General features: G+C 39.0%; 23 protein-coding genes and 1 other annotated feature. All 23 genes read left to right on the top strand.

Annotated features, from left to right (window positions below; genetic code table 11):
* The first annotated feature begins 89 nt into the window (after positions 1 to 89).
* Complete coding sequence (gene murG, locus CDZ88_RS09315) at positions 90 to 1,181, top strand: undecaprenyldiphospho-muramoylpentapeptide beta-N-acetylglucosaminyltransferase (RefSeq protein ID WP_100373291.1); 1,092 nt, start codon at positions 90 to 92, stop codon at positions 1,179 to 1,181.
* A 72-nt stretch (positions 1,182 to 1,253) separates the two neighbouring features.
* The gene (gene murB, locus CDZ88_RS09310; RefSeq protein WP_100373290.1) at positions 1,254 to 2,171 is read left to right on the top strand and encodes a UDP-N-acetylmuramate dehydrogenase; all 918 of its coding nucleotides are present in this window, start codon (positions 1,254 to 1,256) and stop codon (positions 2,169 to 2,171) included.
* Positions 2,172 to 2,310: 139 nt separating this feature from the next.
* Positions 2,311 to 3,090, top strand: a complete 780-nt coding sequence (locus CDZ88_RS09305; RefSeq protein WP_100373289.1) for a cell division protein FtsQ/DivIB — start codon at positions 2,311 to 2,313, stop codon at positions 3,088 to 3,090.
* Positions 3,074 to 3,790 (top strand): DUF881 domain-containing protein, encoded by a 717-nt coding sequence (locus tag CDZ88_RS09300; protein ID WP_100373288.1) that lies wholly within the window; start codon positions 3,074 to 3,076, stop codon positions 3,788 to 3,790. Before CDZ88_RS09305 ends, CDZ88_RS09300 begins: the two co-directional genes overlap by 17 nt.
* Before the next feature lie 5 nt (positions 3,791 to 3,795).
* A complete protein-coding gene (locus tag CDZ88_RS09295; RefSeq protein ID WP_100373287.1) occupies positions 3,796 to 4,503 on the top strand; it encodes a DUF881 domain-containing protein in 708 nt (235 codons plus the stop codon).
* A 6-nt stretch (positions 4,504 to 4,509) separates the two neighbouring features.
* Positions 4,510 to 4,863 (top strand): small basic family protein, encoded by a 354-nt coding sequence (locus tag CDZ88_RS09290; protein WP_100373286.1) that lies wholly within the window; start codon positions 4,510 to 4,512, stop codon positions 4,861 to 4,863.
* Positions 4,864 to 5,027: 164 nt separating this feature from the next.
* Positions 5,028 to 6,320: a cell division protein FtsA gene (ftsA, locus tag CDZ88_RS09285; RefSeq protein WP_100373285.1), complete on the top strand. Its 1,293-nt coding sequence runs from the start codon at positions 5,028 to 5,030 to the stop codon at positions 6,318 to 6,320.
* Between the two features lie 39 nt (positions 6,321 to 6,359).
* Complete coding sequence (ftsZ, locus tag CDZ88_RS09280; RefSeq protein ID WP_100373284.1) at positions 6,360 to 7,508, top strand: cell division protein FtsZ; 1,149 nt, start codon at positions 6,360 to 6,362, stop codon at positions 7,506 to 7,508.
* 214 nt (positions 7,509 to 7,722) lie between these two features.
* Positions 7,723 to 8,652 carry a sigma-E processing peptidase SpoIIGA gene (spoIIGA, locus tag CDZ88_RS09275; protein WP_100373283.1) on the top strand — a complete coding sequence of 310 codons (930 nt, stop codon included), beginning with the start codon at positions 7,723 to 7,725 and terminating at the stop codon, positions 8,650 to 8,652.
* Between the two features lie 26 nt (positions 8,653 to 8,678).
* Entirely contained in the window at positions 8,679 to 9,392 is a 714-nt protein-coding gene (gene sigE / locus CDZ88_RS09270) for an RNA polymerase sporulation sigma factor SigE (protein ID WP_100373282.1), read from the top strand.
* Positions 9,393 to 9,534: 142 nt separating this feature from the next.
* The gene (gene sigG / locus CDZ88_RS09265) at positions 9,535 to 10,320 is read left to right on the top strand and encodes an RNA polymerase sporulation sigma factor SigG (protein WP_100373281.1); all 786 of its coding nucleotides are present in this window, start codon (positions 9,535 to 9,537) and stop codon (positions 10,318 to 10,320) included.
* Positions 10,321 to 10,461: 141 nt separating this feature from the next.
* The gene (locus CDZ88_RS09260; protein WP_100373280.1) at positions 10,462 to 10,755 is read left to right on the top strand and encodes a YlmC/YmxH family sporulation protein; all 294 of its coding nucleotides are present in this window, start codon (positions 10,462 to 10,464) and stop codon (positions 10,753 to 10,755) included.
* A 92-nt stretch (positions 10,756 to 10,847) separates the two neighbouring features.
* Positions 10,848 to 11,666 (top strand): peptidoglycan editing factor PgeF, encoded by an 819-nt coding sequence (gene pgeF, locus CDZ88_RS09255; RefSeq protein WP_100373279.1) that lies wholly within the window; start codon positions 10,848 to 10,850, stop codon positions 11,664 to 11,666.
* A 32-nt stretch (positions 11,667 to 11,698) separates the two neighbouring features.
* Positions 11,699 to 12,391 carry a YggS family pyridoxal phosphate-dependent enzyme gene (locus CDZ88_RS09250; RefSeq protein WP_100373278.1) on the top strand — a complete coding sequence of 231 codons (693 nt, stop codon included), beginning with the start codon at positions 11,699 to 11,701 and terminating at the stop codon, positions 12,389 to 12,391.
* 29 nt (positions 12,392 to 12,420) lie between these two features.
* Complete coding sequence (locus CDZ88_RS09245) at positions 12,421 to 12,864, top strand: cell division protein SepF (RefSeq protein ID WP_100373277.1); 444 nt, start codon at positions 12,421 to 12,423, stop codon at positions 12,862 to 12,864.
* Between the two features lie 26 nt (positions 12,865 to 12,890).
* Positions 12,891 to 13,145: a YggT family protein gene (locus CDZ88_RS09240; RefSeq protein ID WP_100373276.1), complete on the top strand. Its 255-nt coding sequence runs from the start codon at positions 12,891 to 12,893 to the stop codon at positions 13,143 to 13,145.
* A gap of 10 nt (positions 13,146 to 13,155) precedes the next feature.
* Positions 13,156 to 13,929, top strand: coding sequence for a YlmH family RNA-binding protein (locus CDZ88_RS09235; protein WP_100373275.1), 774 nt, complete (start codon positions 13,156 to 13,158; stop codon positions 13,927 to 13,929).
* Between the two features lie 150 nt (positions 13,930 to 14,079).
* Complete coding sequence (locus CDZ88_RS09230; RefSeq protein ID WP_100373274.1) at positions 14,080 to 14,574, top strand: DivIVA domain-containing protein; 495 nt, start codon at positions 14,080 to 14,082, stop codon at positions 14,572 to 14,574.
* Between the two features lie 81 nt (positions 14,575 to 14,655).
* Positions 14,656 to 14,889: a binding site (T-box leader), on the top strand.
* 78 nt (positions 14,890 to 14,967) lie between these two features.
* On the top strand, positions 14,968 to 17,733 hold the full coding sequence (gene ileS, locus CDZ88_RS09225; RefSeq protein ID WP_100373273.1) for an isoleucine--tRNA ligase: 2,766 nt from the start codon (positions 14,968 to 14,970) through the stop codon (positions 17,731 to 17,733).
* A 143-nt stretch (positions 17,734 to 17,876) separates the two neighbouring features.
* Complete coding sequence (locus tag CDZ88_RS09220; RefSeq protein ID WP_100373272.1) at positions 17,877 to 18,527, top strand: TraR/DksA C4-type zinc finger protein; 651 nt, start codon at positions 17,877 to 17,879, stop codon at positions 18,525 to 18,527.
* Positions 18,528 to 18,604: 77 nt separating this feature from the next.
* Positions 18,605 to 19,069, top strand: coding sequence for a signal peptidase II (gene lspA, locus CDZ88_RS09215; protein WP_100374650.1), 465 nt, complete (start codon positions 18,605 to 18,607; stop codon positions 19,067 to 19,069).
* Entirely contained in the window at positions 19,069 to 19,986 is a 918-nt protein-coding gene (locus CDZ88_RS09210) for an RluA family pseudouridine synthase (RefSeq protein WP_100373271.1), read from the top strand. Before lspA ends, CDZ88_RS09210 begins: the two co-directional genes overlap by 1 nt.
* A gap of 210 nt (positions 19,987 to 20,196) precedes the next feature.
* Positions 20,197 to 20,733, top strand: coding sequence for a bifunctional pyr operon transcriptional regulator/uracil phosphoribosyltransferase PyrR (gene pyrR / locus CDZ88_RS09205; RefSeq protein ID WP_100374649.1), 537 nt, complete (start codon positions 20,197 to 20,199; stop codon positions 20,731 to 20,733).
* Positions 20,734 to 20,754: the final 21 nt, after the last annotated feature.

Raw genomic sequence — 20,754 nt, 5'->3', positions numbered from 1 at the left:
ATCTACAAAAAATCACACAGAAATGCGGTATAAACCAAGCATTGTTCGTGATAAAATGAACAATATGTAACAAAGGCTGGAGGTACAATATGAGAGTTGTAGTGAGTGGTGGAGGTACAGGTGGGCATATCTATCCTGCCCTATCTTTAATAAAAGAAATTAAAAAGCAAAATCCAAATGCTGAGATCTTATACATTGGAACGGAAAAAGGACTTGAAAGTGAGCTTGTGACAAGAGAAGGGATTCCATTTAAGACGATTCATATTACTGGATTTAGACGTAAAATCTCAGCTGAAAATGTGAAAACAGTCTTACGCTTCTTAAAAGGTACAAGAGTAAGTAAGAAGATGTTAAAGGAATTTAATCCTGATGTTGTTATTGGAACCGGAGGATATGTCTGTGGACCAGTTGTCTATGCAGCTGCGAAACTAGGGATACCGTCAGTAATTCATGAACAAAATAGTGTGCCAGGTCTAACAAATAAATTCCTTAGCAAGTATGTAAATAAAGTTGCCATTTGTTTTGATCAAGCAGCTCCGTATTTCCCAAAAGAAAAAGTGGTCTTTACAGGAAATCCACGAGCAACAGAAGTCATGAATGTTGATGCAAAAGCTGGCGCTTCTTCTGTAGGGCTTGATCAAAACAAAAAAACGGTCTTAATTGTTGGCGGAAGTCGTGGAGCAAAACCAATAAATGATGCGTTCTTAAGTGTCATTGATGAAGTTTCATCAAAGGATTATCAAATTCTTTATGTCACAGGGTCTGTTCACTATGACGCCGTTTTAAAAAAGGTGGAAGAAGCAGGGAGCCCTAGAAATGTCATCATTAAACCGTTTATTCATAATATGCCTGATGTCTTAGGCGCCGTTGATTTGATTGTAGCACGTGCAGGCGCGACGACTTTGGCCGAAATAACAGCACTAGGACTGCCGAGTATCTTAATACCAAGCCCCTATGTAACAAATAACCACCAAGTAAAAAATGCTCGTTCACTTGAAGAAGGCGGAGCGGCGATTGTTCGTTTAGAAAACGAAATGAGTGGAATAAGATTACTTGAGGATATTGATTCAGTTTTATCCAAAAAAGAATCATGGGAGTCGATGCATCAAGGAGCATTAAAGTTAGGTGTTCCAACAGCAGCGAATGATGTTTATCAACTACTTAAAGATGTGTCAAGCTAAACTGAAGACAAGACATACGAAAATAAGATTTATAAACAAAATGCTTAAACAGCCAGGGAGAGGGATGTAGGAATGGATCAATTGATTCAAAAGTTAAAAGAAGCAGAAGTGGGTACTGTAAAAATTAACGAACCACTTAGCCAACATACAACATGGAAGATTGGTGGCCCTGCAGATGTATTAATAGAGCCTAAAAATTTAGAAGGTCTTAAAGAAGCAATGTCTATCATAAAAGAAGAAGGGGTACCATGGCGAGCAATTGGTCGGGGATCGAATCTACTCGTATCAGATGAAGGCATCGAAGGTGTTGTTCTTAAACTCGGACGCGGGATGGATCATTTAGAAGTAGAAGAAGAAGAAATCCGTGTTGGTGGAGGATATCCTCTGATTAAATTAGTAACGGTAATTAGTCGTCAAGGGCTATCTGGTCTTGAATTTGCAGGAGGTATCCCTGGCTCTGTCGGTGGAGCGGTCTTTATGAATGCGGGAGCTCATGGGGCAGATGTTTCACAGATCTTAAAAAAAGCCCATATTTTATATCCGGATGGTCGCTTAGAATGGATTGATGGATCAGAAATGGAGTTCGCCTACCGAACATCTAGATTGCAACGTGAAGAAGGGATATGTGTCGAAGCTATTTTCCAATTAAAAAAAGGGGAAAAAGAAGAAATTGTAGCACATATGCAAAAAAACAAAGACTACCGAAGAGAAACACAACCATGGAGTCACCCAACTTGTGGAAGTGTATTCAGAAACCCACTACCTAACCATGCAGGTCAGTTGATTGAAGAAGCGGGTCTTAAAGGGTATCAAATTGGAGGTGCGCAAATTTCGGAGTTGCATGCGAACTTTATTGTGAATATTGATCAAGCTAAAGCGAGTGATGTTTTAAATTTGATTGAGCATGCTAAATACAAAATTAAACAAGCAAAAGGGATTGAAATGGAAACGGAAGTAGAAATGATTGGAAGAAAGCTTAAAACCCCTTAAACAACAGTGTATCTATCGACTGTCTATGGTATAATTAAACAAATCTAAGGAAACTTTCTTTTTTACGTAGGTCTGAAAGAGATTGGAGAATCAGAGATCGATAATTATATCGTAGAGGGCGATAATCGGGGGATATCAAATGGGCAATAATAAAGTAGTCACGATAAATGAGCGGATACCTTCACTAAAAGAGCAGCGAAAGCAGAGGGCAAATCGGCGGTTACTGTTCTTTTTGTCACTTTTCTTTTTGTTGCTATTAGCGATGGTGTATTTCCAATCTCCGTTAAGTCATATCCGTCAACTCGAGGTTAACGGAAATTTCTTGTTAAGTGATGAAAAAGTCGTCCAGTTTGCTGAACTTGAAACAGGGACAAGCATTTGGAATCTTGAAGAAGATGTGATTCGAAATAAGCTAATCATGACTCCCGAAATTAAAGACGCAACTCTAAAACGTAAATTTCCTACAACTGTAATCATTGAGGTTGTTGAACATACACGTATTGGGTATTTATACGATAATGGAAAATATTATCCACTTCTTACTAGTGGTATCTTCTTAAATGAGCTACCTAGGCATCAACATCCGGCTGATGCACCAATCTTAATTAATTGGGAGCAAGGTGATGCGTTAACAGATTTTTCTAGGGAGTTAATGGAGACGCCAGAGCAACTCATTGAAAGAATGTCTGAAGTGTTTTACGTACCAAAAGAAGCTGAATCTGATGAAGTCATTTTACATATGAATGATGGATTTGAAGTTCATACGACGATTACTAACTTTAAAGAAAGAATGCTCCCTTATCCATCAATTGTTAAAGAACTGAATTCCGATCGTAATGGCATTTTGCATATGAAAATGAGTCCATATTTTGAGGATTTCGACCTTGAGGAGGAAGAAGAAAGTGAAATTGAAGGGTAAACAAGCAATCTTATCCTTCGTTCTACTCGTAACAGGCTTTATTTTAGCACTGAGCTATGAACTCACGAATGAAAGACAGGCTGAATTAACTCCTGGTTATGAAAAGCAGTGGAGGCATGAGGATGAGCTGCGACAGCAGGTTGCTAACATCCAAGAAAGAAACCAAATACTCCAGGATGAGTTAAGAAATTATCAAAGTGAAGTAAGACAATTAGAAGAAGAGTTGGCAGAAAAAAATGTTGAACAAGAAATCCGTACAACGAACCTAATAGAAGATCTTGATCGCTTGCGTAAAGTAGTTGGGAATGTACCTGTTAAAGGACCTGGCCTAGAAGTTTCACTCGAAGATGCTTCATATGTGCCAGAAGGTGCTAACCCCAATGATTATATTGTTCATGAGATTCATGTTCAAAGGGTCGTTCATGAATTGTTTGTTGCAGGAGCAGAAGCAGTAGCTATTAATGGACATAGATTATCACCGCAGTCTTATATACAATGTGCGGGTCCTGTTATCATTGTTGATGGGAATACATCGTATGCTCCGTTTGTTGTTACGGCCATTGGAGATGGCGAAAAATTCGAGCAAGCTATTTCTTTAGTAGGTGGCGTGAAAGATCAATTATTAAATGATGAGATTTCAGTTAGAATTCAGCAGCAACAACTGATTGAGTTAGACCCGTATTTATCAGGGGGTGGGTGACTAAGATGGACCGAAAATGGACCTTCGCTTTTGTTGCCTTTATCATTGGCTTTATGCTTGCTATTCAATTTAAAACGACACAAGAGCCTGTTCTAAGAGACACTCGGGATATTAGAGAATTACGTAATGAAATGGAACAAGAGAGAGAAAGACAAAAACAATTAACAGGCGACATTCAGAAGACTCAAGAGCTAATCAGTCAATATGCTGCCACATCTGAAGAGAACCAAGATGAGTTATTAATCGTCCTAAACCAACAAATAGAAAGCTTGCGTTCTGAGGCTGGTCTGACAGAAGCTAGAGGACCTGGTATCATTGTGCGTATTGAGCCATTTTATGATGAGTACTCTACTAGCCCAATGAGAAGAACGCCTTCTCCAGAGCGATTTCGTTATTTGATCAACGAATTGAATTTATATGGAGCGACAAATATTTCCGTAGCTGGTGAACGATTAATTACCACCTCTGCTTTTCGTGAAGTAAATGGGATTACTCATTTAAATTATCGTCGTCTACCTCCCCTACCTCTTGAACTTAAAGTGTTAACAAATGATCCTGAAGGGTTGCATAATCGAATGGTTGTTTCTGAGTCAGTAGATTACTTTGAAATTGATGGTTTTCTATTAACGATAGAAGAAGCCGCTGAATTGGTGTTGCCAGGATATGACCAAACACCTCGAGTGAGGTATATGGAAGAAATAAAGGAGGGGTAGCTAGAGATGTGGCTTCCAATTATAGGGTTATTACTTGGGGTTTTATTAGGTATTATGACCGAGTTTAGGGTGCCTGCTGAGTATACAAGTTATTTATCAATCGCTGTTCTCGCGGCACTAGATACTCTATTTGGAGGGATTCGTGCTCAATTGCAGGAGACCTTCGACTCACAAGTTTTTGTGACTGGATTTTTCTTTAATATCTTATTAGCCGCAGGTTTGGCTTTTCTAGGTGTTCATCTTGGTGTAGACTTGTACTTAGCGGCAATTTTTGCTTTCGGTGTTCGTTTATTTAACAATATCGCTGTAATCAGACGTATGTTATTATCTAAATGGCAAGCAAAAAGAACTGAAGGGTAAAAAACAATCAAAATCAATGAAAAAAAAAGAAAAAGAGAGTTTTTAAAAGGAAAACAGCGCTCTATGTTGAATAGTTCATTATATTCAACATTTGGGGTCGGGTACAAATAGCGAAAAACTATGAATCATTGAATCGGTATTAGTTAAGAAGGAGGTGCCACAGTTTGAACAACAATGAGATTTATGTAAGTCTAGACATCGGTACATCCAATGTCCGAGTCATAATTGGTGAAGTGGCGAACGGTACGATTAATATTGTCGGAGTAGGGAATTCTCTGTCAGAAGGCATTCGTAAAGGAGCAATTGTCGATATAGATGAAACGGTGCGCTCCATAAAAAAAGCGATTGAACAAGCTGAGAGAATGGTTGGCCTCTCTATCAAACAAGTCATTGTCGGTGTAAATGGTAATCATGTACAACTGCAACCTTGTCACGGTGTAGTGGCTGTTTCAAGTCCTGATAGAGAAATTGGTGATGAAGACATCCAACGAGTCATTGATGCAGCTCAAGTTGTCTCAATTCCACCTGAAAGAGAAATCATTGATGTTATACCTAAGCAATTTGTTGTTGACGGTTTAGAAGAAATTAATGATCCTAGAGGCATGATTGGTGTAAGGCTTGAAATGGAAGGAACAATCATTACAGGTTCTAAGACCATCTTACATAATTTGTTGCGTTGTGTTGAAAGAGCTGGATTACAGATAGCCGATATTTGTCTTCAACCACTTGCAGCTGGGTCGGTTGCTATTTCTAAAGACGAAAAGAATTTAGGTGTGTGTCTTGTAGATATTGGTGGAGGATCATCTACCGTTTCAGTGTTTGAACAAGGCACATTACAGTCGACATCGGTCATTCCAATTGGTGGAGAACATATCACTAATGACATTGCGATTGGTCTAAGAGTTTCAACGGAAGAAGCGGAACGAATAAAAATTAAATATGGTCATTCTTTTATTGATGAAGCTTCTGATGAAGAGCGCTTTAATGTTTCGGCTATCGGTAGTGGAGAGAAGGATGAGTTTAGTCAATATGATTTAGCACATATTATTGAACCAAGGATGGAAGAGATCTATGAGTTAATTTATAAAGAGATCATGCGCCTAGGGCATCGTGATTTTCCTAGTGGATACGTCCTGACAGGGGGCACAGTAATGATTCCTGGTGTGCTTGAACTTGGGAAGGATCTTTTACAAGGTAACGTAAGGGTAGCGATCCCGGACTACATTGGTGTACGCGAACCACAATACACAACAAGTGTGGGGCTCATCCAATTTGCGTATAAGAATGTGAAGATTCAAGGGAAAGAAATAGCTGCTTCAGTAGCTGAATATGAAGCACCAGAAAAAACTCACAAAGAAAAGAAAATGCAAAATGCAGAGAAGAAAAAATCTGGTGTCGAAGACGGAACAAAAGCTAAATCTAAGATGAAGAACTGGTTTAAAGTGTTCTTTGAATAATAGCAAATGATGCACACAGTCTGATTAGGGGGACCTTAAATGTTAGAATTTGAAATGGATATGGATCAATTAGCACAAATTAAAGTAATTGGTGTAGGTGGCGGAGGTAGTAATGCCGTTAACCGAATGATTGAAAATGGTTTGCAAGGTGTAGAATTTATAGCTGTTAATACGGATGCACAAGCGTTGCATCTGTCAAAAGCAGAGATCAAGTTACAGCTTGGTGGAAAATTAACTCGTGGCTTAGGTGCTGGTGCTAATCCTGATATTGGAAAAAAAGCAGCAGAAGAAAGTCGTGACCAATTAGAGGAAGTTCTTCAAGGCGCAGATATGGTCTTCATCACAGCTGGAATGGGTGGTGGAACAGGAACTGGAGCAGCACCTGTTATTGCTGAAGTGGCAAAAGAGATCGGGGCCCTAACAGTAGGGGTGGTAACACGTCCATTTACCTTTGAAGGTCGTAAACGTCAAAATCAAGCAGCAACAGGAATTGGTGCTTTAAAAGAAAAAGTAGATACATTAATTGTTATTCCTAATGATCGTCTACTTGAAATTGTTGATAAGAATACACCAATGCTTGAAGCATTCCGCGAAGCTGACAACGTACTTCGTCAAGGTGTGCAGGGGATCTCTGACTTAATTGCCGTACCTGGTCTGATTAACCTAGACTTTGCAGATGTAAAGACAATTATGACAGATAAAGGTTCTGCATTAATGGGAATTGGCATTGCAACTGGCGAAAACCGTGCATCAGAAGCGGCTAAAAAAGCCATTTCAAGTCCATTACTTGAAACATCTGTAGATGGTGCTCAAGGTGTTCTAATGAACATTACTGGTGGATCAAACTTAAGTTTATATGAAGTACATGAAGCCGCAGAAATTGTTTCAGCAGCTTCTGATGCAGAAGTAAACATGATCTTCGGTTCTGTTATTAATGAAAATTTAAAAGATGAAATCATTGTAACGGTTATTGCAACAGGTTTTGATGACACGGAGAATAAGCCACAACGTCAAACGCCTCAAAACCAAATGAAGCAACAGCAACAACAACAAGTAAAGCCAATGCAAGAAGAGCCTCAAAAAGAGTCGAAATTCCAACAACAACAACAATCTCAACAGCCGCAAGACTCTTCTGACACATTGGACATCCCTACATTTTTACGTAACCGCCGTAACCGCACAAGATAATAATTAGCAAAAGCCTCGATACCGATTTGGTATCGAGGCTTTTTTACTTTTGTTTAAGTAGGCGTTATGTTCTATGCAATTAGAAATAAAAAGTTTTCAGACAGAATAGCTGAAAATCTTTCAAAATAACCTCTAGTTGCTCGTCATGAACTGACAGACTAATTAATAGACTTTACTATATACTTAGTTCAAAACAATGGTAAGAAGGGATGCGATGACTCTTTACCTCGATGTGATCTGGTTTCTTAATCTTTGCATTGACTATTTATTAATTGCTTTAACAGCTATTGCTCTTAAGCGAAAGTTTCTCCATGTTAGATTTATTTTAGCCGCTTTATTTGCCTCATTGATTATCTTTTTAATGTTCACACCTATTGGTAGTTTATTTTATCAACCATGGATGAAATTAATTTATTCCATTTTGATTGTTCTCATTGCCTTTGGATTTAAGAGGTGGAAGTACTTTCTTCAAAGTTTCTTTATGTTTTACTTTGTTACCTTTATGACAGGTGGTGGCTTGTTCGCTCTACATTATTTTTGGCGAACAGAAATTGATCTATTGGAGGCTGTATCTTCCCCAGCAGCAGCGGGATACGGTAGTGGCATTAGTTGGGTCTTTGTCGTGATAGGCTTTCCACTTGTATGGTTCTTTTCAAAACATCGAATCGAGACAATGGAAGTTAAGAGAATCGAATACCAACAATTAGCTACTGTACAAATTTGCATTGATGGACATCTGATACGAACAGATGGATTGATTGATAGTGGTAATAAACTTCACGATCCGATTACTAAGGCTCCGGTGATGATTTTAGAAGCATCATGCTTATATGATGCTTTTGGACAAGATTGCATTCAACAATTATTAAATTTAACTATGACGACCGACGACGAGAATGATGTTACAGATGAATTATTAAAGCGCACAAAAGTGATTCCGTATAAAGTGATTGGACAATCGACACCATTTCTTACGGCCCTCAAACCTGATTATGTGATAGTGAAGCATGGCGGACATGAGTTTAAGACAAAGCATGTGTTAGTTGGTTTGCAAGATCAAGAGTTATCACCTGAACAAGCGTACAGAAGCATTATTCACCCATCGCTTGTTCTAGGGCCGTCAGTAAGCACAATTGCCAATTAACGAGACATCAAAGGAGGAGATTGCAAATGTTGAAGCTGAAGATCAGACTATGGTGGTTTCGTATTCTAGATCGTTTGGGGATGAAACCAGATGAAATCTATTATATTGGAGGTAGCGAAGCGCTCCCACCACCTCTTTCAAAAGAAGAAGAAGCAGTGCTCCTCAAAAAACTACCTTCAGGCGATAAAGCTGTTCGATCCATGCTAATCGAACGTAATTTAAGGCTAGTCGTCTATATTGCAAGAAAGTTCGAAAATACTGGTATTAATATTGAAGACTTGATTAGTATTGGCACGATTGGATTAATTAAAGCCGTAAACACATTTAATCCCGAAAAAAAAATAAAACTTGCAACCTATGCCTCACGATGTATAGAAAATGAAATTCTTATGTATTTACGTAGAAACAACAAAACCCGCTCAGAAGTATCATTTGATGAGCCACTAAATATTGATTGGGATGGGAATGAGCTTCTTTTGTCCGATGTACTTGGTACAGAGGAGGATATCATTACACGAGGTATAGAAGAAAAAGTTGATAGAAAACTTCTCGTAAAAGCCCTCCACACGTTAAATGAGAGAGAAAAGCAAATTATGGAATTACGCTTTGGATTGGCAGGTGAAGAAGAAAAAACGCAAAAAGATGTCGCGGACATGCTAGGTATCTCCCAATCATATATATCGAGACTAGAGAAACGAATTATTAAACGATTACAAAAAGAATTCAACAAAATGGTCTAAATTTTTTTTCGTAGATGTTTTTCTTTTCATACCAACAACCGATTGATTTAGTCGAAATTGACTGATATTAGCTTGTGCATATTTTTCCCTTCGGAGGAGATACTTTACTTGACATCATCTCCCCGCGTTAGGAGGGAAAGAATTGACACGAAATAAAGTTGAAATTTGTGGTGTGGATACATCGAAGCTTCCAGTATTAAAAAGCACAGAAATGCGCGTACTTTTTACTCAGCTTCAAAGTGGTGATTACAGTGCAAGAGAAGTGTTAGTGAATGGGAATTTACGTTTAGTACTTAGCGTCATTCAACGTTTCAACAATCGCGGGGAATACGTCGATGATCTGTTTCAAGTCGGTTGCATTGGATTAATGAAGTCGATTGACAATTTCGATTTAGGTCAAAATGTTAAATTTTCAACGTATGCAGTGCCAATGATCATTGGTGAAATTAGACGTTATTTACGAGATAATAACCCTATTCGTGTATCAAGGTCATTGCGAGATATTGCCTACAAAGCATTACAAGTGCGTGATCAACTAATGGCTGAAAAAAAGCGTGAAACGGAGCCCACGGTTCAAGAAATTGCGAAAATCTTAGATGTTCCAAAAGAAGATGTCGTGTTTGCACTAGATGCGATCCAAGATCCAGTTTCATTATTTGAACCAATTTACAATGACGGAGGAGATCCTATTTTCGTCATGGATCAAATTAGTGATGATCGTAATAAAGACGTAAACTGGGTGGAAGAAATTGCGTTAAAAGAAGCGATGGTCAGATTGAATGACCGTGAGAAAATGATTTTGAATATGAGGTTTTATCAAGGCAAGACACAGATGGAAGTGGCTGATGAAATTGGTATTTCGCAAGCGCAAGTATCAAGGCTTGAAAAAGCAGCGATTCAGCAAATGAATAAGCACGCCCAAAGTTGAAAACGTAGAGCCCTCTCTCGATGCAGAAGAGGCTCTACGTTTTTTTCTTTTTTACTTAATAATATGAGTGATGTTCATAATCTATCGTACAACTTGCATACAATGAATGAAAGGCTAATAAACAAGCGAGGTGTATAGACGATGATGAAAATATCAGATCTACAATCTAAAGACATCGTTAACATGGAGAATGGAAAGCGCTTAGGACATTTGACCGACCTAGATATCAATTTAAATACAGGTGCCATTGAAGCGATGGTGATTAACAGTACAGGAAAAATGATGGGCTTATTTGGACGGGAAGAACAAGAAATAATCATTCCTTGGAAAAACATTATAAAAATTGGATCCGATGTGATTCTTGTTGAGGTCCCAGAAAGTCTAAGGCCCCCACTTCCGAATATAAGTCAACAGACGACAGTAAGAAGGCGATGAAAAAGGAATAAAGTCGTTTCTTGCAAGCGGTCAATTATGGTAAACTAGAAACAAACTATGAATGATAGCAAAAGGAAGCAGGTGGAGTGTGGATGGGTGAACCATTTATTCAACAAGATGACACACATTTATCCGTAGATCGTTGGCAAACTGAGCACCCAACACTCCTTGCTGGGATCTCTACAAGAGATGGCGGAGTCAGCCAGCCGCCTTTTTCCTCTCTAAATATGGGTTTTCATGTTCAAGATAATGAGCAAGATGTGCGTGAAAATCGTGTACGTTTAGCACGAAAATTACGTATGCCACTTGAACGATGGGTAAGCTCTGAACAAATTCACGAAGCTACAATTCAAAAAATTTCACACCAAGAAAAAGGTCTTGGCGCGACAACACTCGAGACAGCGATAAAGGGAACAGATGGTTTATACACGAGAGAGAATGGGATTTTGTTAACAAGTTTATATGCAGACTGTGTTCCTCTCTTGTTTTTTGCCCCGAAGCATCAAGCAGTTGGTTTGGCACATGCAGGGTGGAAAGGCACAGTAGCCTCCATTGGCCCGAAAATGATCGATGCATGGGTCAATGATGAGCAGATTCCTATTGAAGACATAAAGGTTGCTATTGGCCCTTGTATTAGTGGAGAGGCATATGAAGTCGACGAAAGGCCGGTCGAAGCAGTTTGCAAGATCTGTCCACTAGCAGAAGAGAAAAACATTTTCTATCCGAATAATCAAGGTCGCTATCAGCTTGATTTACGTAAATTAAATCAAGAATTATTAATTAATCAAGGTGTGAAGAAAGAAAACATCTTAATTTCTACGATTTGTACAGCAAGTGATGAAAGGATGTACTCATATCGCGCTGAATCAGGTTTAACAGGGCGTATGATGAGTTATATCGGACTTAAGTAGAATAGTCACGGAGAAGGTTAGGTGGTTATACGTTGTCAGTAAAACATAATCTTGATCACATTCAATCAGAGATAGCTGCAATTTGTGAAAGAGTCGGGAGAAGTCCTGAGAACATTCACATTGTCGCTGTTACAAAATATGTAAGTGTCCAGCGAGCGCAAGAAGCACTTGAAGCAGGCATTGTCCATTTCGGAGAAAATAGACATGAAGGGCTAGAGCAGAAACGGAGAGAATTAGGGATTCTGCCCAAATGGCATTTTATCGGTTCACTTCAATCAAAGAAAGTGAAACATGTCGTAAATGATATCTCCTATTTACATTCACTTGATCGCTTGTCGTTAGCGAGTGAAGTGGACAAGCGTTTAGCGGACGATAAAAAGCTTCCGTGCTTTGTACAAGTGAATGTATCTGCAGAAGAATCAAAGTCAGGGTTATCACCAGATGAGGTGATACCATTTATTGAAAAGCTAGTTAAATATCCGTCTATCGTAGTGATTGGTTTGATGACGATGGCACCGTTTGTTTCGGATGTTGAAGAAACGAGGCCGATATTTAAGAAGTTAAAGCAACTCCAAATGGAAATTGCTACAAAACAATGGGTTCACGCACCATGTACAGAGTTATCAATGGGTATGTCAAATGATTATCAAATAGCGATTGAAGAAGGAGCTACCTTTATACGAGTAGGTACTGCCTTAGTGGGAAAAGAAGACGTGAGTAATTAAAGGTTTAAATAGTACAAGGAGGGATGGTTGTGGGCATGAAGAAGAAGTTTAAACGTTTTTTCGAATTAGAGGATGATGTTCGTGAGTACGAAGAGGTAGTCGATGAACAAGATGAGGAACTAGATCCTGTTTCAAACGATAATAAGGGGTCCAAAAAACAACAAGCACAAGGAAATGTTGTTAGTTTACAGAGTGTTCAAAAAGGGGCAAAAGTCATTCTTGTCGAACCGAGAACATATGATGAAGCACAAGATATTGCGGATCATTTAAAGAATCGAAAAGCTGTCATTATCAACTTGCAACGTGTTTCGTATGACCAAGCAAAGAGAGTAGTCGATTTTTTAAGTGGAACAGTGTATGCTATTGGAGGAGACATTCAAAAACTCGGTCAAAATATCTTCTTATGTACACCTGATAATGTTGATGTAACAGGCTCCATATCAGAAATGTTGCAAGAACAATTTGATCGTTAAGGTATGGTAAAGGTGGTGAATGATTCGTGCAAACTATAGGTTATTTATTATATAACGCTATGTATATCTACTCATTTTTAATTATTGGTTATATCCTTCTCTCATGGTTTCCGAATGCGCGTGAATCCTCATTTGGTCAGTTTTTAGGGAGTATCGTTGAGCCGTATTTAGAGCCATTTAGACGCTTTGTTCCGCCACTTGGAATGATAGACCTTTCTCCGATCGTTGCCATTATCGTGCTTCGTCTAGCAAGTAACGGTGTATTAGCGATTTTTAGTTAGGGGTTAGATTATGTCAATCTTTCAGCACTATAGGGAAGAAGAAAGACCCTTTGTCGAACAAGTGGTATCGTGGAAGGAGGAAGTCGGTTTAATGCATCAAGTGCGGAGAACGGACTTCCTTGACCCGAGAGAACAAGCAATCGTCAAGTCGATTATCGGCCATGATGAAGATGTCATTGTCCAATGTTTTGGGGGCGGACCAACGACTGAGCGAAAGCGTGCTTACATATGTCCACCGTATCTTGAAATTGATCCCTCTAAATTCGATCTTACATTATTTAGCATCCATTTTCCGGCGAAATTTGTGACGCTTACTCATTCAGATGTTCTTGGCTCTTTAATGAATATAGGTTTAGTGCGGCACAAGTTTGGAGATATTACAGTAGAACAAGATACGGCTCAAGTGATCGTAGCAAGTGAAATCGCTGACTTTGTCGAAATGAATGTTACAAAGATTGGAAAAGCGAGTGTGCGGATGGAGCCACTTCCCCTTTCAGAGTACAAGTCATCACCAGCTACATGGTCTGATGAGGCAGCGACTATTTCATCACTTCGAATTGATACGGTTCTATCTGAAATCTATAACTTATCTAGAGCGAAAGTAAGACCTTATATTGAAAAGGGACTAGTTAAAGTGAATTGGAGAATATGTGATCAAGTAGACTTTGTTGTTAAAGAAGGAGATTACATCTCAGTTCGTGGATATGGGCGTAGTAAAATTGATTCGCTTGAAGGTCGGACAAAAAAAGACAAAGTGCGCATTCGTTATGGTAAACTCACTTAAGTGTGTTCATATGAATTATTTTACATAATACCCACAAAATAGTAGTGGGAAATTAAAGGGTTTACTCTGTTTTTGTCGAAAAGAACTGTAAAACAATGTAGCTGCCAAATCGGACGGACAGCAAACCATAGAAAATCGGGGGTGGCAATTGTGCCTTTAACACCATTGGATATTCACAACAAAGAATTCACGCGAGGGTTTCGTGGGTATGACGAAGATGAGGTCAATGAATTCCTTGACCAAGTCATTAAAGATTATGAAGCAATTTTACGCGAGAAGAAAGATTTGTTTGATCGTGTCACAGACCTTGATGAAAAATTAGAGCATTTTAAAAACATTGAAGAAACATTAAATAAATCAATTCTTATTGCGCAAGAGACTGCAGAAGAAGTGCGACGCAATGCTCAAAAGGAAGCACAGCTGATTGTGAAGGAAGCTGAAAAAAATTCTGATCGAATTATCAATGACTCTCTTTCAAAGTCTCGTAAAGTGATGATTGAAATGGAGGAACTGAAAAAACAAGCCTCTGTTTATAAGATGCGTTTTAAGATGTTAATTGAAGCACAACTTGAAATGTTAAACACGGATGACTGGGATGAGTTTGTCGAACGTGAGGAAGCTGAATTTTCAGAAGAGCGTTCTTAAGCGGTCAGTGAATGAGCTTTTTTAGAAGACGACCTTGCACGGGATCGATCAAGTAGCATATAATAAGGATTACTTATATAGCAGATGACAATGATAAGGGACAGTAAGTTATGAACAATCAGAAAAGCGATTCAGGGACGGTGTGAGCCTGAACACGATGTCATAATCGAAAATCCCCCTTTAGTTTTGCACCGAACGGTTATCTAGTAGGATGCAACGGCTCGTTCACGTTACGAATGCTGAGTGAAAAAGGAGTGCGGTTAGTTCCTCTTTTCATTAGGGTGGTACCACGGGTAAAGTCAACTCGTCCCTACTTAGGGATGAGGGGGCTTTTTTGTTTTAATGCTTTAAGTATAAGTTGTGATATGGATAATAAATAAGGAGGAACAAATAATGGAGTACAAAGAAACATTGTTAATGCCAAAAACAGAATTTCCGATGCGTGGAAATTTACCAAATAATGAGCCGAAGCGTCAAGAAAAATGGAGCGAACAAGACATTTATAGTAAAGTTCAACAACGCACAGAGGGTCGTCCATTGTTTATCTTACATGATGGGCCTCCATACGCAAACGGCGACATTCATATGGGGCATGCCTTAAATAAAGTACTAAAAGATTTCATCGTTCGCTACAAGTCGATGTCAGGCTTCCAAGCACCATATGTACCTGGCTGGGACACGCATGGTTTACCAATTGAAACCGCATTAACAAAGAACGGAAAAGTAAAACGTAAAGAAATGACGGTTGCGGCATTCCGTAAGCTTTGTGAAGAATATGCACGTGAACAAGTGAGTCGTCAGCGTGATCAATTTATGCGTCTAGGCGTACGAGCCGATTGGTGGAATCCTTATATCACACTTGATAAGGCATATGAAGCGCAACAAATTAAAGTATTCGGTGACATGGCCAAAAAAGGCTTTATTTATAAAGGGAAAAAGCCTGTCTACTGGTCACCATCTTCTGAATCAGCATTAGCTGAAGCTGAAATCGAGTACCAAGATAAACGTTCAGCATCGATCTATGTAGCGTTTGGCATCAAGGATGGGAAAAATGTTTTAGCAGGTGATGAAAAGATCATCATCTGGACTACAACTCCTTGGACGATTCCTGCGAACCTTGGGATTGCTGTTCACCCAGAACTTGATTACAACGTGGTTCTAGTGGATGACAATAAATACGTTGTTGCAGCTGGTCTACTTGAAAAGCTAAAAGCTGAATTTGAATGGGAGAACCCTCAAGTTGTGAACACAATCAAAGGGGCCGAACTTGAACACGTTGTTGCAGAACACCCAATTTATGGCCGTGATTCACTCGTTATGTGTGGAGACCATGTCACATTAGAAGCTGGAACAGGTTGCGTTCATACTGCCCCTGGTCATGGTGAGGATGATTACATTGTTGGTCAAAAGTATGGTTTAGATGTACTATGTCCAGTTGATGATAAAGGGAATATGACAGACGAGGCTCCAGGTTTTGAAGGCATGTTCTATGACAAAGCGAATAAACCTATTACGGAAAAACTTGAAGAAGTTGGCGCGTTAATGAAGTTAACATTCATTACGCACTCGTACGCACATGACTGGAGAACGAAAAAACCAGTTATTTATCGTGCGACTGCCCAATGGTTTGCATCGATTGCGAACTTCCGAACAGAATTACTCCAAGCGATTAAAGATGTTGAATGGTTACCAACATGGGGTGAAACACGACTATATAACATGGTACGTGATCGTGGTGACTGGTGCATTTCAAGACAACGTGCATGGGGAGTTCCGATCCCGGTATTCTACGAAGAGAATGGCGAACCGATCATCACTGATGAAACGATTGACCATGTCTCAGCCTTGTTCCGTGAGCACGGATCAAATATTTGGTTTGAATGGGAGACAAAAGACTTACTACCAAAAGGTTTTACATCTGAGCATAGTCCAAACGGAGAGTTTACTCGTGAAATGGACATTATGGATGTTTGGTTTGATTCAGGATCTTCTCATCAAGCGGTCTTAGAAGAGCGTAACGATTTGACTCGTCCTGCTGATTTATACCTTGAAGGATCGGATCAATACCGCGGATGGTTTAATTCATCACTTTCTACAAGTGTTGCCGTCTCAGGCAAAGCTCCATACAAAGGGGTATTAAGCCATGGCTTCGCTCTTGATGGCCAAGGTCGTAAAATGAGTAAATCTGTTGGAAATGTCGTTGTTCCAAATGATGTAATGAAGCAATTGGGTGCTGACATCCTAAGATTATGGGTAGCATCTGTTGATTATCAATCAGATGTACGTGTTTCTGACAAAATTTTAAAACAAGTGTCAGAATCATACCGTAAAATCCGTAACACATTCCGATTCTTACTTGGAAACTTACATGATTTTGACCCTAAAGTTCATGCTGTGAAAAAGGAAGAAATGGATGAGGTTCATTTATTTATGCTTGTTAAACTAAATGAAGTGATTGACAAAGTGAAAACATCGTATGATCAATATCAGTTCTCTAATGTATATCACACGATTCACAATTTCTGTACAATCGAACTTAGTTCGTTCTATATGGACTTAGCGAAAGATACATTGTACATTGAGCATGCAGATCACCCTGAGCGCCGTGCGATCCAAACGGTCATGTATGAGTCAGTCCTTGCTCTAACAAAGCTTGTCTCACCAATCCTGTCTCATACGGCAGACGAAGTGTGGGAACATATCCCAGCTGTAAGGGAAGACAGTGTTCAATTAACGGATATGCCAGAAGCGGAGTCATTTGGTGACGTAACAAAGTTAAAGGCAAAATGGCAACACATCATGTCCGTACGAGATGATGTATTAAAAGCATTAGAACAAGCACGGAATGATAAGAAAATTGGTAAATCACTGACTGCGGCCATTACTTTATATGCAGATGGCGATGTGGCTCAATTGTTAGAGAAAACACCAAGTCTCGAGAAATTATTTATTGTTTCAGGTGTAACTCTTGGAGGAAGTCTAACTGATGCACCAGTTGAAGCGATAGCATTTGAGAACCTTGCGATTGTTGTTGATAAAGCAGAAGGTGAAACATGTGAACGTTGTTGGGTAGTTTCAACTACAGTAGGTACACATGACAAGCACCCTGGATTATGTACAACTTGTCACGATACAGTGGAAACATATTACCAAGATTAATAAGAAATCATCACTCTTTGGAGTGGTGATTTTTCTTTGTGTTTCATCAAATTGGCTATAGTTTCAGCTCGTTGTTTGTACTCAGTTGGTTAAACTAATGGTGAGCTTGTTATGATCTTTAGCTCAGGAGAGGAAGAATATTCATGGGAAATTGGAGTGTACAAAAGAGACAATTAGAGGAAATGAAAAAAGAACTTGAATCAGGTGTAAATAGCGAGGCACATAAAGAATTAAAACAAGCATTAAGCGCATCGACAGGAGAATTATCTAATTATGATAACCACCCAGCGGACACAGCAACTGACTTATATGAGCGTGAAAAAGATATCGCGATCTATGCTCATCTTGAAAAACAATTAGCCGATGTGAATGTCGCTTTAGAAAAAATTCAAAGTGGAACATACGGAATATGTGAAGTGACTGGTCAAGCGATACCAAAAGAAAGGCTTGAAGCCATTCCAACAGCCAAAACGACGGTTGAACAATCAACTCAGCATATTGCTGAAGACCGCCCAGTTGAAGAAGAAATCTTAGATTCATTTGGTCGTTATAACTACGACAACGATGATACTGAAACAGAGTTTGATGCCGAGGATGCTTATCAGTCAGTGGCAAGATTTAATGAAAATTCAATGGTGTATGAAGATTCTTCTTTAGATGAAGGAAATGAACTAATTGGTTATGTTGAAGACCTTGAAGGTTTTTTATCTACAGGAATTGAAGGATACACCGGTGACGATCAAGTTCAAATTCAACGAAACGTGCATTATGATCACTATTTGAATGGATTATAAGGGGGAGGACATCCCCCTTTTTTTGTGCTACAATGCATAAGTATGAAAACAAGTGTACAAGAGCGGAGGAAGAGACATTGATTTACTATATCATAGCCCTCGTGATAGTTGTTATTGATCAAGTGACAAAATGGATCATTGACACATCTATGGAAATTGGAGAACGTATTCCTGTGATTGAGAATGTATTCTACATAACTTCTCACCGTAATCAAGGGGCAGCATTTGGAATTTTACAAGGCCAAATGTGGTTCTTCTATATTATAACGACAATTGTTATCATTGGTATTATTTACTACATGGAAAAAGAAGCGAAGTACGATTGGCTTTATGGAAGCTCATTAGGACTCATTTTAGGTGGGGCAATTGGGAACTTTATTGATCGGATTTTTCGCGGCGAAGTGGTGGATTTTGTAGACACATTTATTTTCGGATACAATTTTGCTATTTTTAATGTGGCCGATGTGGCCCTATGTGTAGGGGTAGCCCTCATATTTATAAAAATGATAGTAGATGAGCGTAAGAAGAAGGAGACAACTTAATGGAAAACATGCAATGGAACGTAAGCGAAGACAATAGAAGTGAACGAATTGATAAATTTTTAACAGCAACAGAAAATGGATGGTCAAGATCTCAAGTTCAACAATGGATTAAGGAAGGCCATATCCTTGTCAACGAAAAATCAACAAAAGCAAATTATAAATTACAATTAGAAGATCATATTTCATTGGTTATTCCTGAAGCAGAAGAGCTTGATGTTGTTGCAGAGGATATTCCATTAGATATTGTTTACGAAGATGAAGATGTGATTGTTGTCAATAAACCACGAGGAATGGTTGTTCATCCTGCACCGGGACATTATTCAGGTACGCTTGTCAACGCATTGTTGCATCATTGTGATGATTTATCAGGCATTAATGGAGTGAAAAGACCTGGAATTGTTCATCGTATTGATAAAGATACTTCTGGTTTAATTATGATCGCAAAAAATGATCATGCGCACGAATCATTAGTTAACCAATTAAAAGCAAAAACGACCAAACGTCGTTATAAAGCAGTTGTCCATGGAGTCATTCCACATCAACATGGAACCATCGATGCGCCAATTGGTCGAGATAAAAAAGAGCGTCAAAGTATGACGGTTACCGAAGAAAATAGTCGTGACGCTGTAACGCATTTTACCGTACTCGAAGTGATTAATAATTACACGTATGTCCAATGCGAACTAGAAACAGGTCGTACTCATCAAATTCGTGTCCATTTGAAGTATATTGGCTATCCATTAGTTGGAGATCCTAAGTATGGACCGAAGAAGAAGACTCTTGATATAGAAGGTCAAGCTCTTCATGCAACGATGCTTGGATTTGTTCACCCAAGAACAGGAGAAGAAATGGAGTTTCATGCACCGATTCCAGCTGATATGGAAGAACTTCTGCATTATTTACGATTAAGTAATTGACAGACTGAATCAATTCTGCGATAATTTAGTTAATCAAATAGTCCTTTAACTATGGTCCTGTGAGGCTGAGAAGGAAACGGATAAAAAGTGGGATAAGTGTATCTTTATTGAGATGCTTATACACAATACGTTTACCTCCAGCTATATTGGCTGGAGGTTTTTTAGTTGCATTCACAATGGGACAATAATAATGTTGAGAAGGTGAGCATCATGACGCGATTAATTTTAGATGAACAAGCAATAGGCCGTGCAACAACTCGTATTGCACACGAAATTATTGAGCGAAACAAAGGGGTCGACAATTGTGTACTCGTAGGAATCAAAACGAGAGGAATCTACCTAGCTAATCGCCTACAAGAACGCATTGAACAAATTGAGGGTGTCAAAGTAAAAGTAGGTGAAGTCGATATTACCCTTTACCGTGATGATCTTTCAGTTAAATCGAGTAATGAAGAACCTATTTTGCAAGGAACAGACATTCCGATGGATATCACAGATCGTAAAGTGATTTTAGTTGACGATGTATTATATACAGGTAGAACGGTACGAGCTGCGCTAGATGCATTGATTGATCTTGGCAGGCCGAAGCAAATTCAACTAGCTGTGTTGATCGACCGTGGACACCGTGAATTACCGATACGTCCTGATTTTGTTGGGAAGAATGTTCCGACATCGAAAAGTGAAAAAATTGTTGCCAAGCTCCGTGAAGTGGATGCAACAGATGAAGTAACGATCGAACAACGATAACAACAGATTCATCCATTCAAA

Origin of the sequence: Bacillus sp. FJAT-45037 (assembly GCF_002797325.1) — a bacterium.
In the GTDB taxonomy this organism is placed as follows: Bacteria; Bacillota; Bacilli; order Bacillales; family Bacillaceae_D; genus Alkalihalophilus.
The sequence above is the reverse complement of the archived record's forward strand: the minus strand, read 5'-3'. Positions and strand labels throughout refer to the sequence as shown.

Excerpts from the sequence above, each read along its gene's own strand:
- murG (WP_100373291.1), top strand. The coding sequence starts at position 90 with ATGAGAGTTGTAGTGAGTGGTGGAGGTACAGGTGGGCATATCTATCCT.
- murB (WP_100373290.1), top strand. The coding sequence starts at position 1,254 with ATGGATCAATTGATTCAAAAGTTAAAAGAAGCAGAAGTGGGTACTGTA.
- CDZ88_RS09305 (WP_100373289.1), top strand. The coding sequence starts at position 2,311 with ATGGGCAATAATAAAGTAGTCACGATAAATGAGCGGATACCTTCACTA.
- CDZ88_RS09295 (WP_100373287.1), top strand. The coding sequence starts at position 3,796 with ATGGACCGAAAATGGACCTTCGCTTTTGTTGCCTTTATCATTGGCTTT.
- CDZ88_RS09290 (WP_100373286.1), top strand. The coding sequence starts at position 4,510 with ATGTGGCTTCCAATTATAGGGTTATTACTTGGGGTTTTATTAGGTATT.
- ftsZ (WP_100373284.1), top strand. The coding sequence starts at position 6,360 with ATGTTAGAATTTGAAATGGATATGGATCAATTAGCACAAATTAAAGTA.
- spoIIGA (WP_100373283.1), top strand. The coding sequence starts at position 7,723 with ATGACTCTTTACCTCGATGTGATCTGGTTTCTTAATCTTTGCATTGAC.
- sigE (WP_100373282.1), top strand. The coding sequence starts at position 8,679 with ATGTTGAAGCTGAAGATCAGACTATGGTGGTTTCGTATTCTAGATCGT.
- CDZ88_RS09260 (WP_100373280.1), top strand. The coding sequence starts at position 10,462 with ATGATGAAAATATCAGATCTACAATCTAAAGACATCGTTAACATGGAG.
- pgeF (WP_100373279.1), top strand. The coding sequence starts at position 10,848 with ATGGGTGAACCATTTATTCAACAAGATGACACACATTTATCCGTAGAT.
- CDZ88_RS09235 (WP_100373275.1), top strand. The coding sequence starts at position 13,156 with ATGTCAATCTTTCAGCACTATAGGGAAGAAGAAAGACCCTTTGTCGAA.
- ileS (WP_100373273.1), top strand. The coding sequence starts at position 14,968 with ATGGAGTACAAAGAAACATTGTTAATGCCAAAAACAGAATTTCCGATG.
- CDZ88_RS09220 (WP_100373272.1), top strand. The coding sequence starts at position 17,877 with ATGGGAAATTGGAGTGTACAAAAGAGACAATTAGAGGAAATGAAAAAA.
- CDZ88_RS09210 (WP_100373271.1), top strand. The coding sequence starts at position 19,069 with ATGGAAAACATGCAATGGAACGTAAGCGAAGACAATAGAAGTGAACGA.
- pyrR (WP_100374649.1), top strand. The coding sequence starts at position 20,197 with ATGACGCGATTAATTTTAGATGAACAAGCAATAGGCCGTGCAACAACT.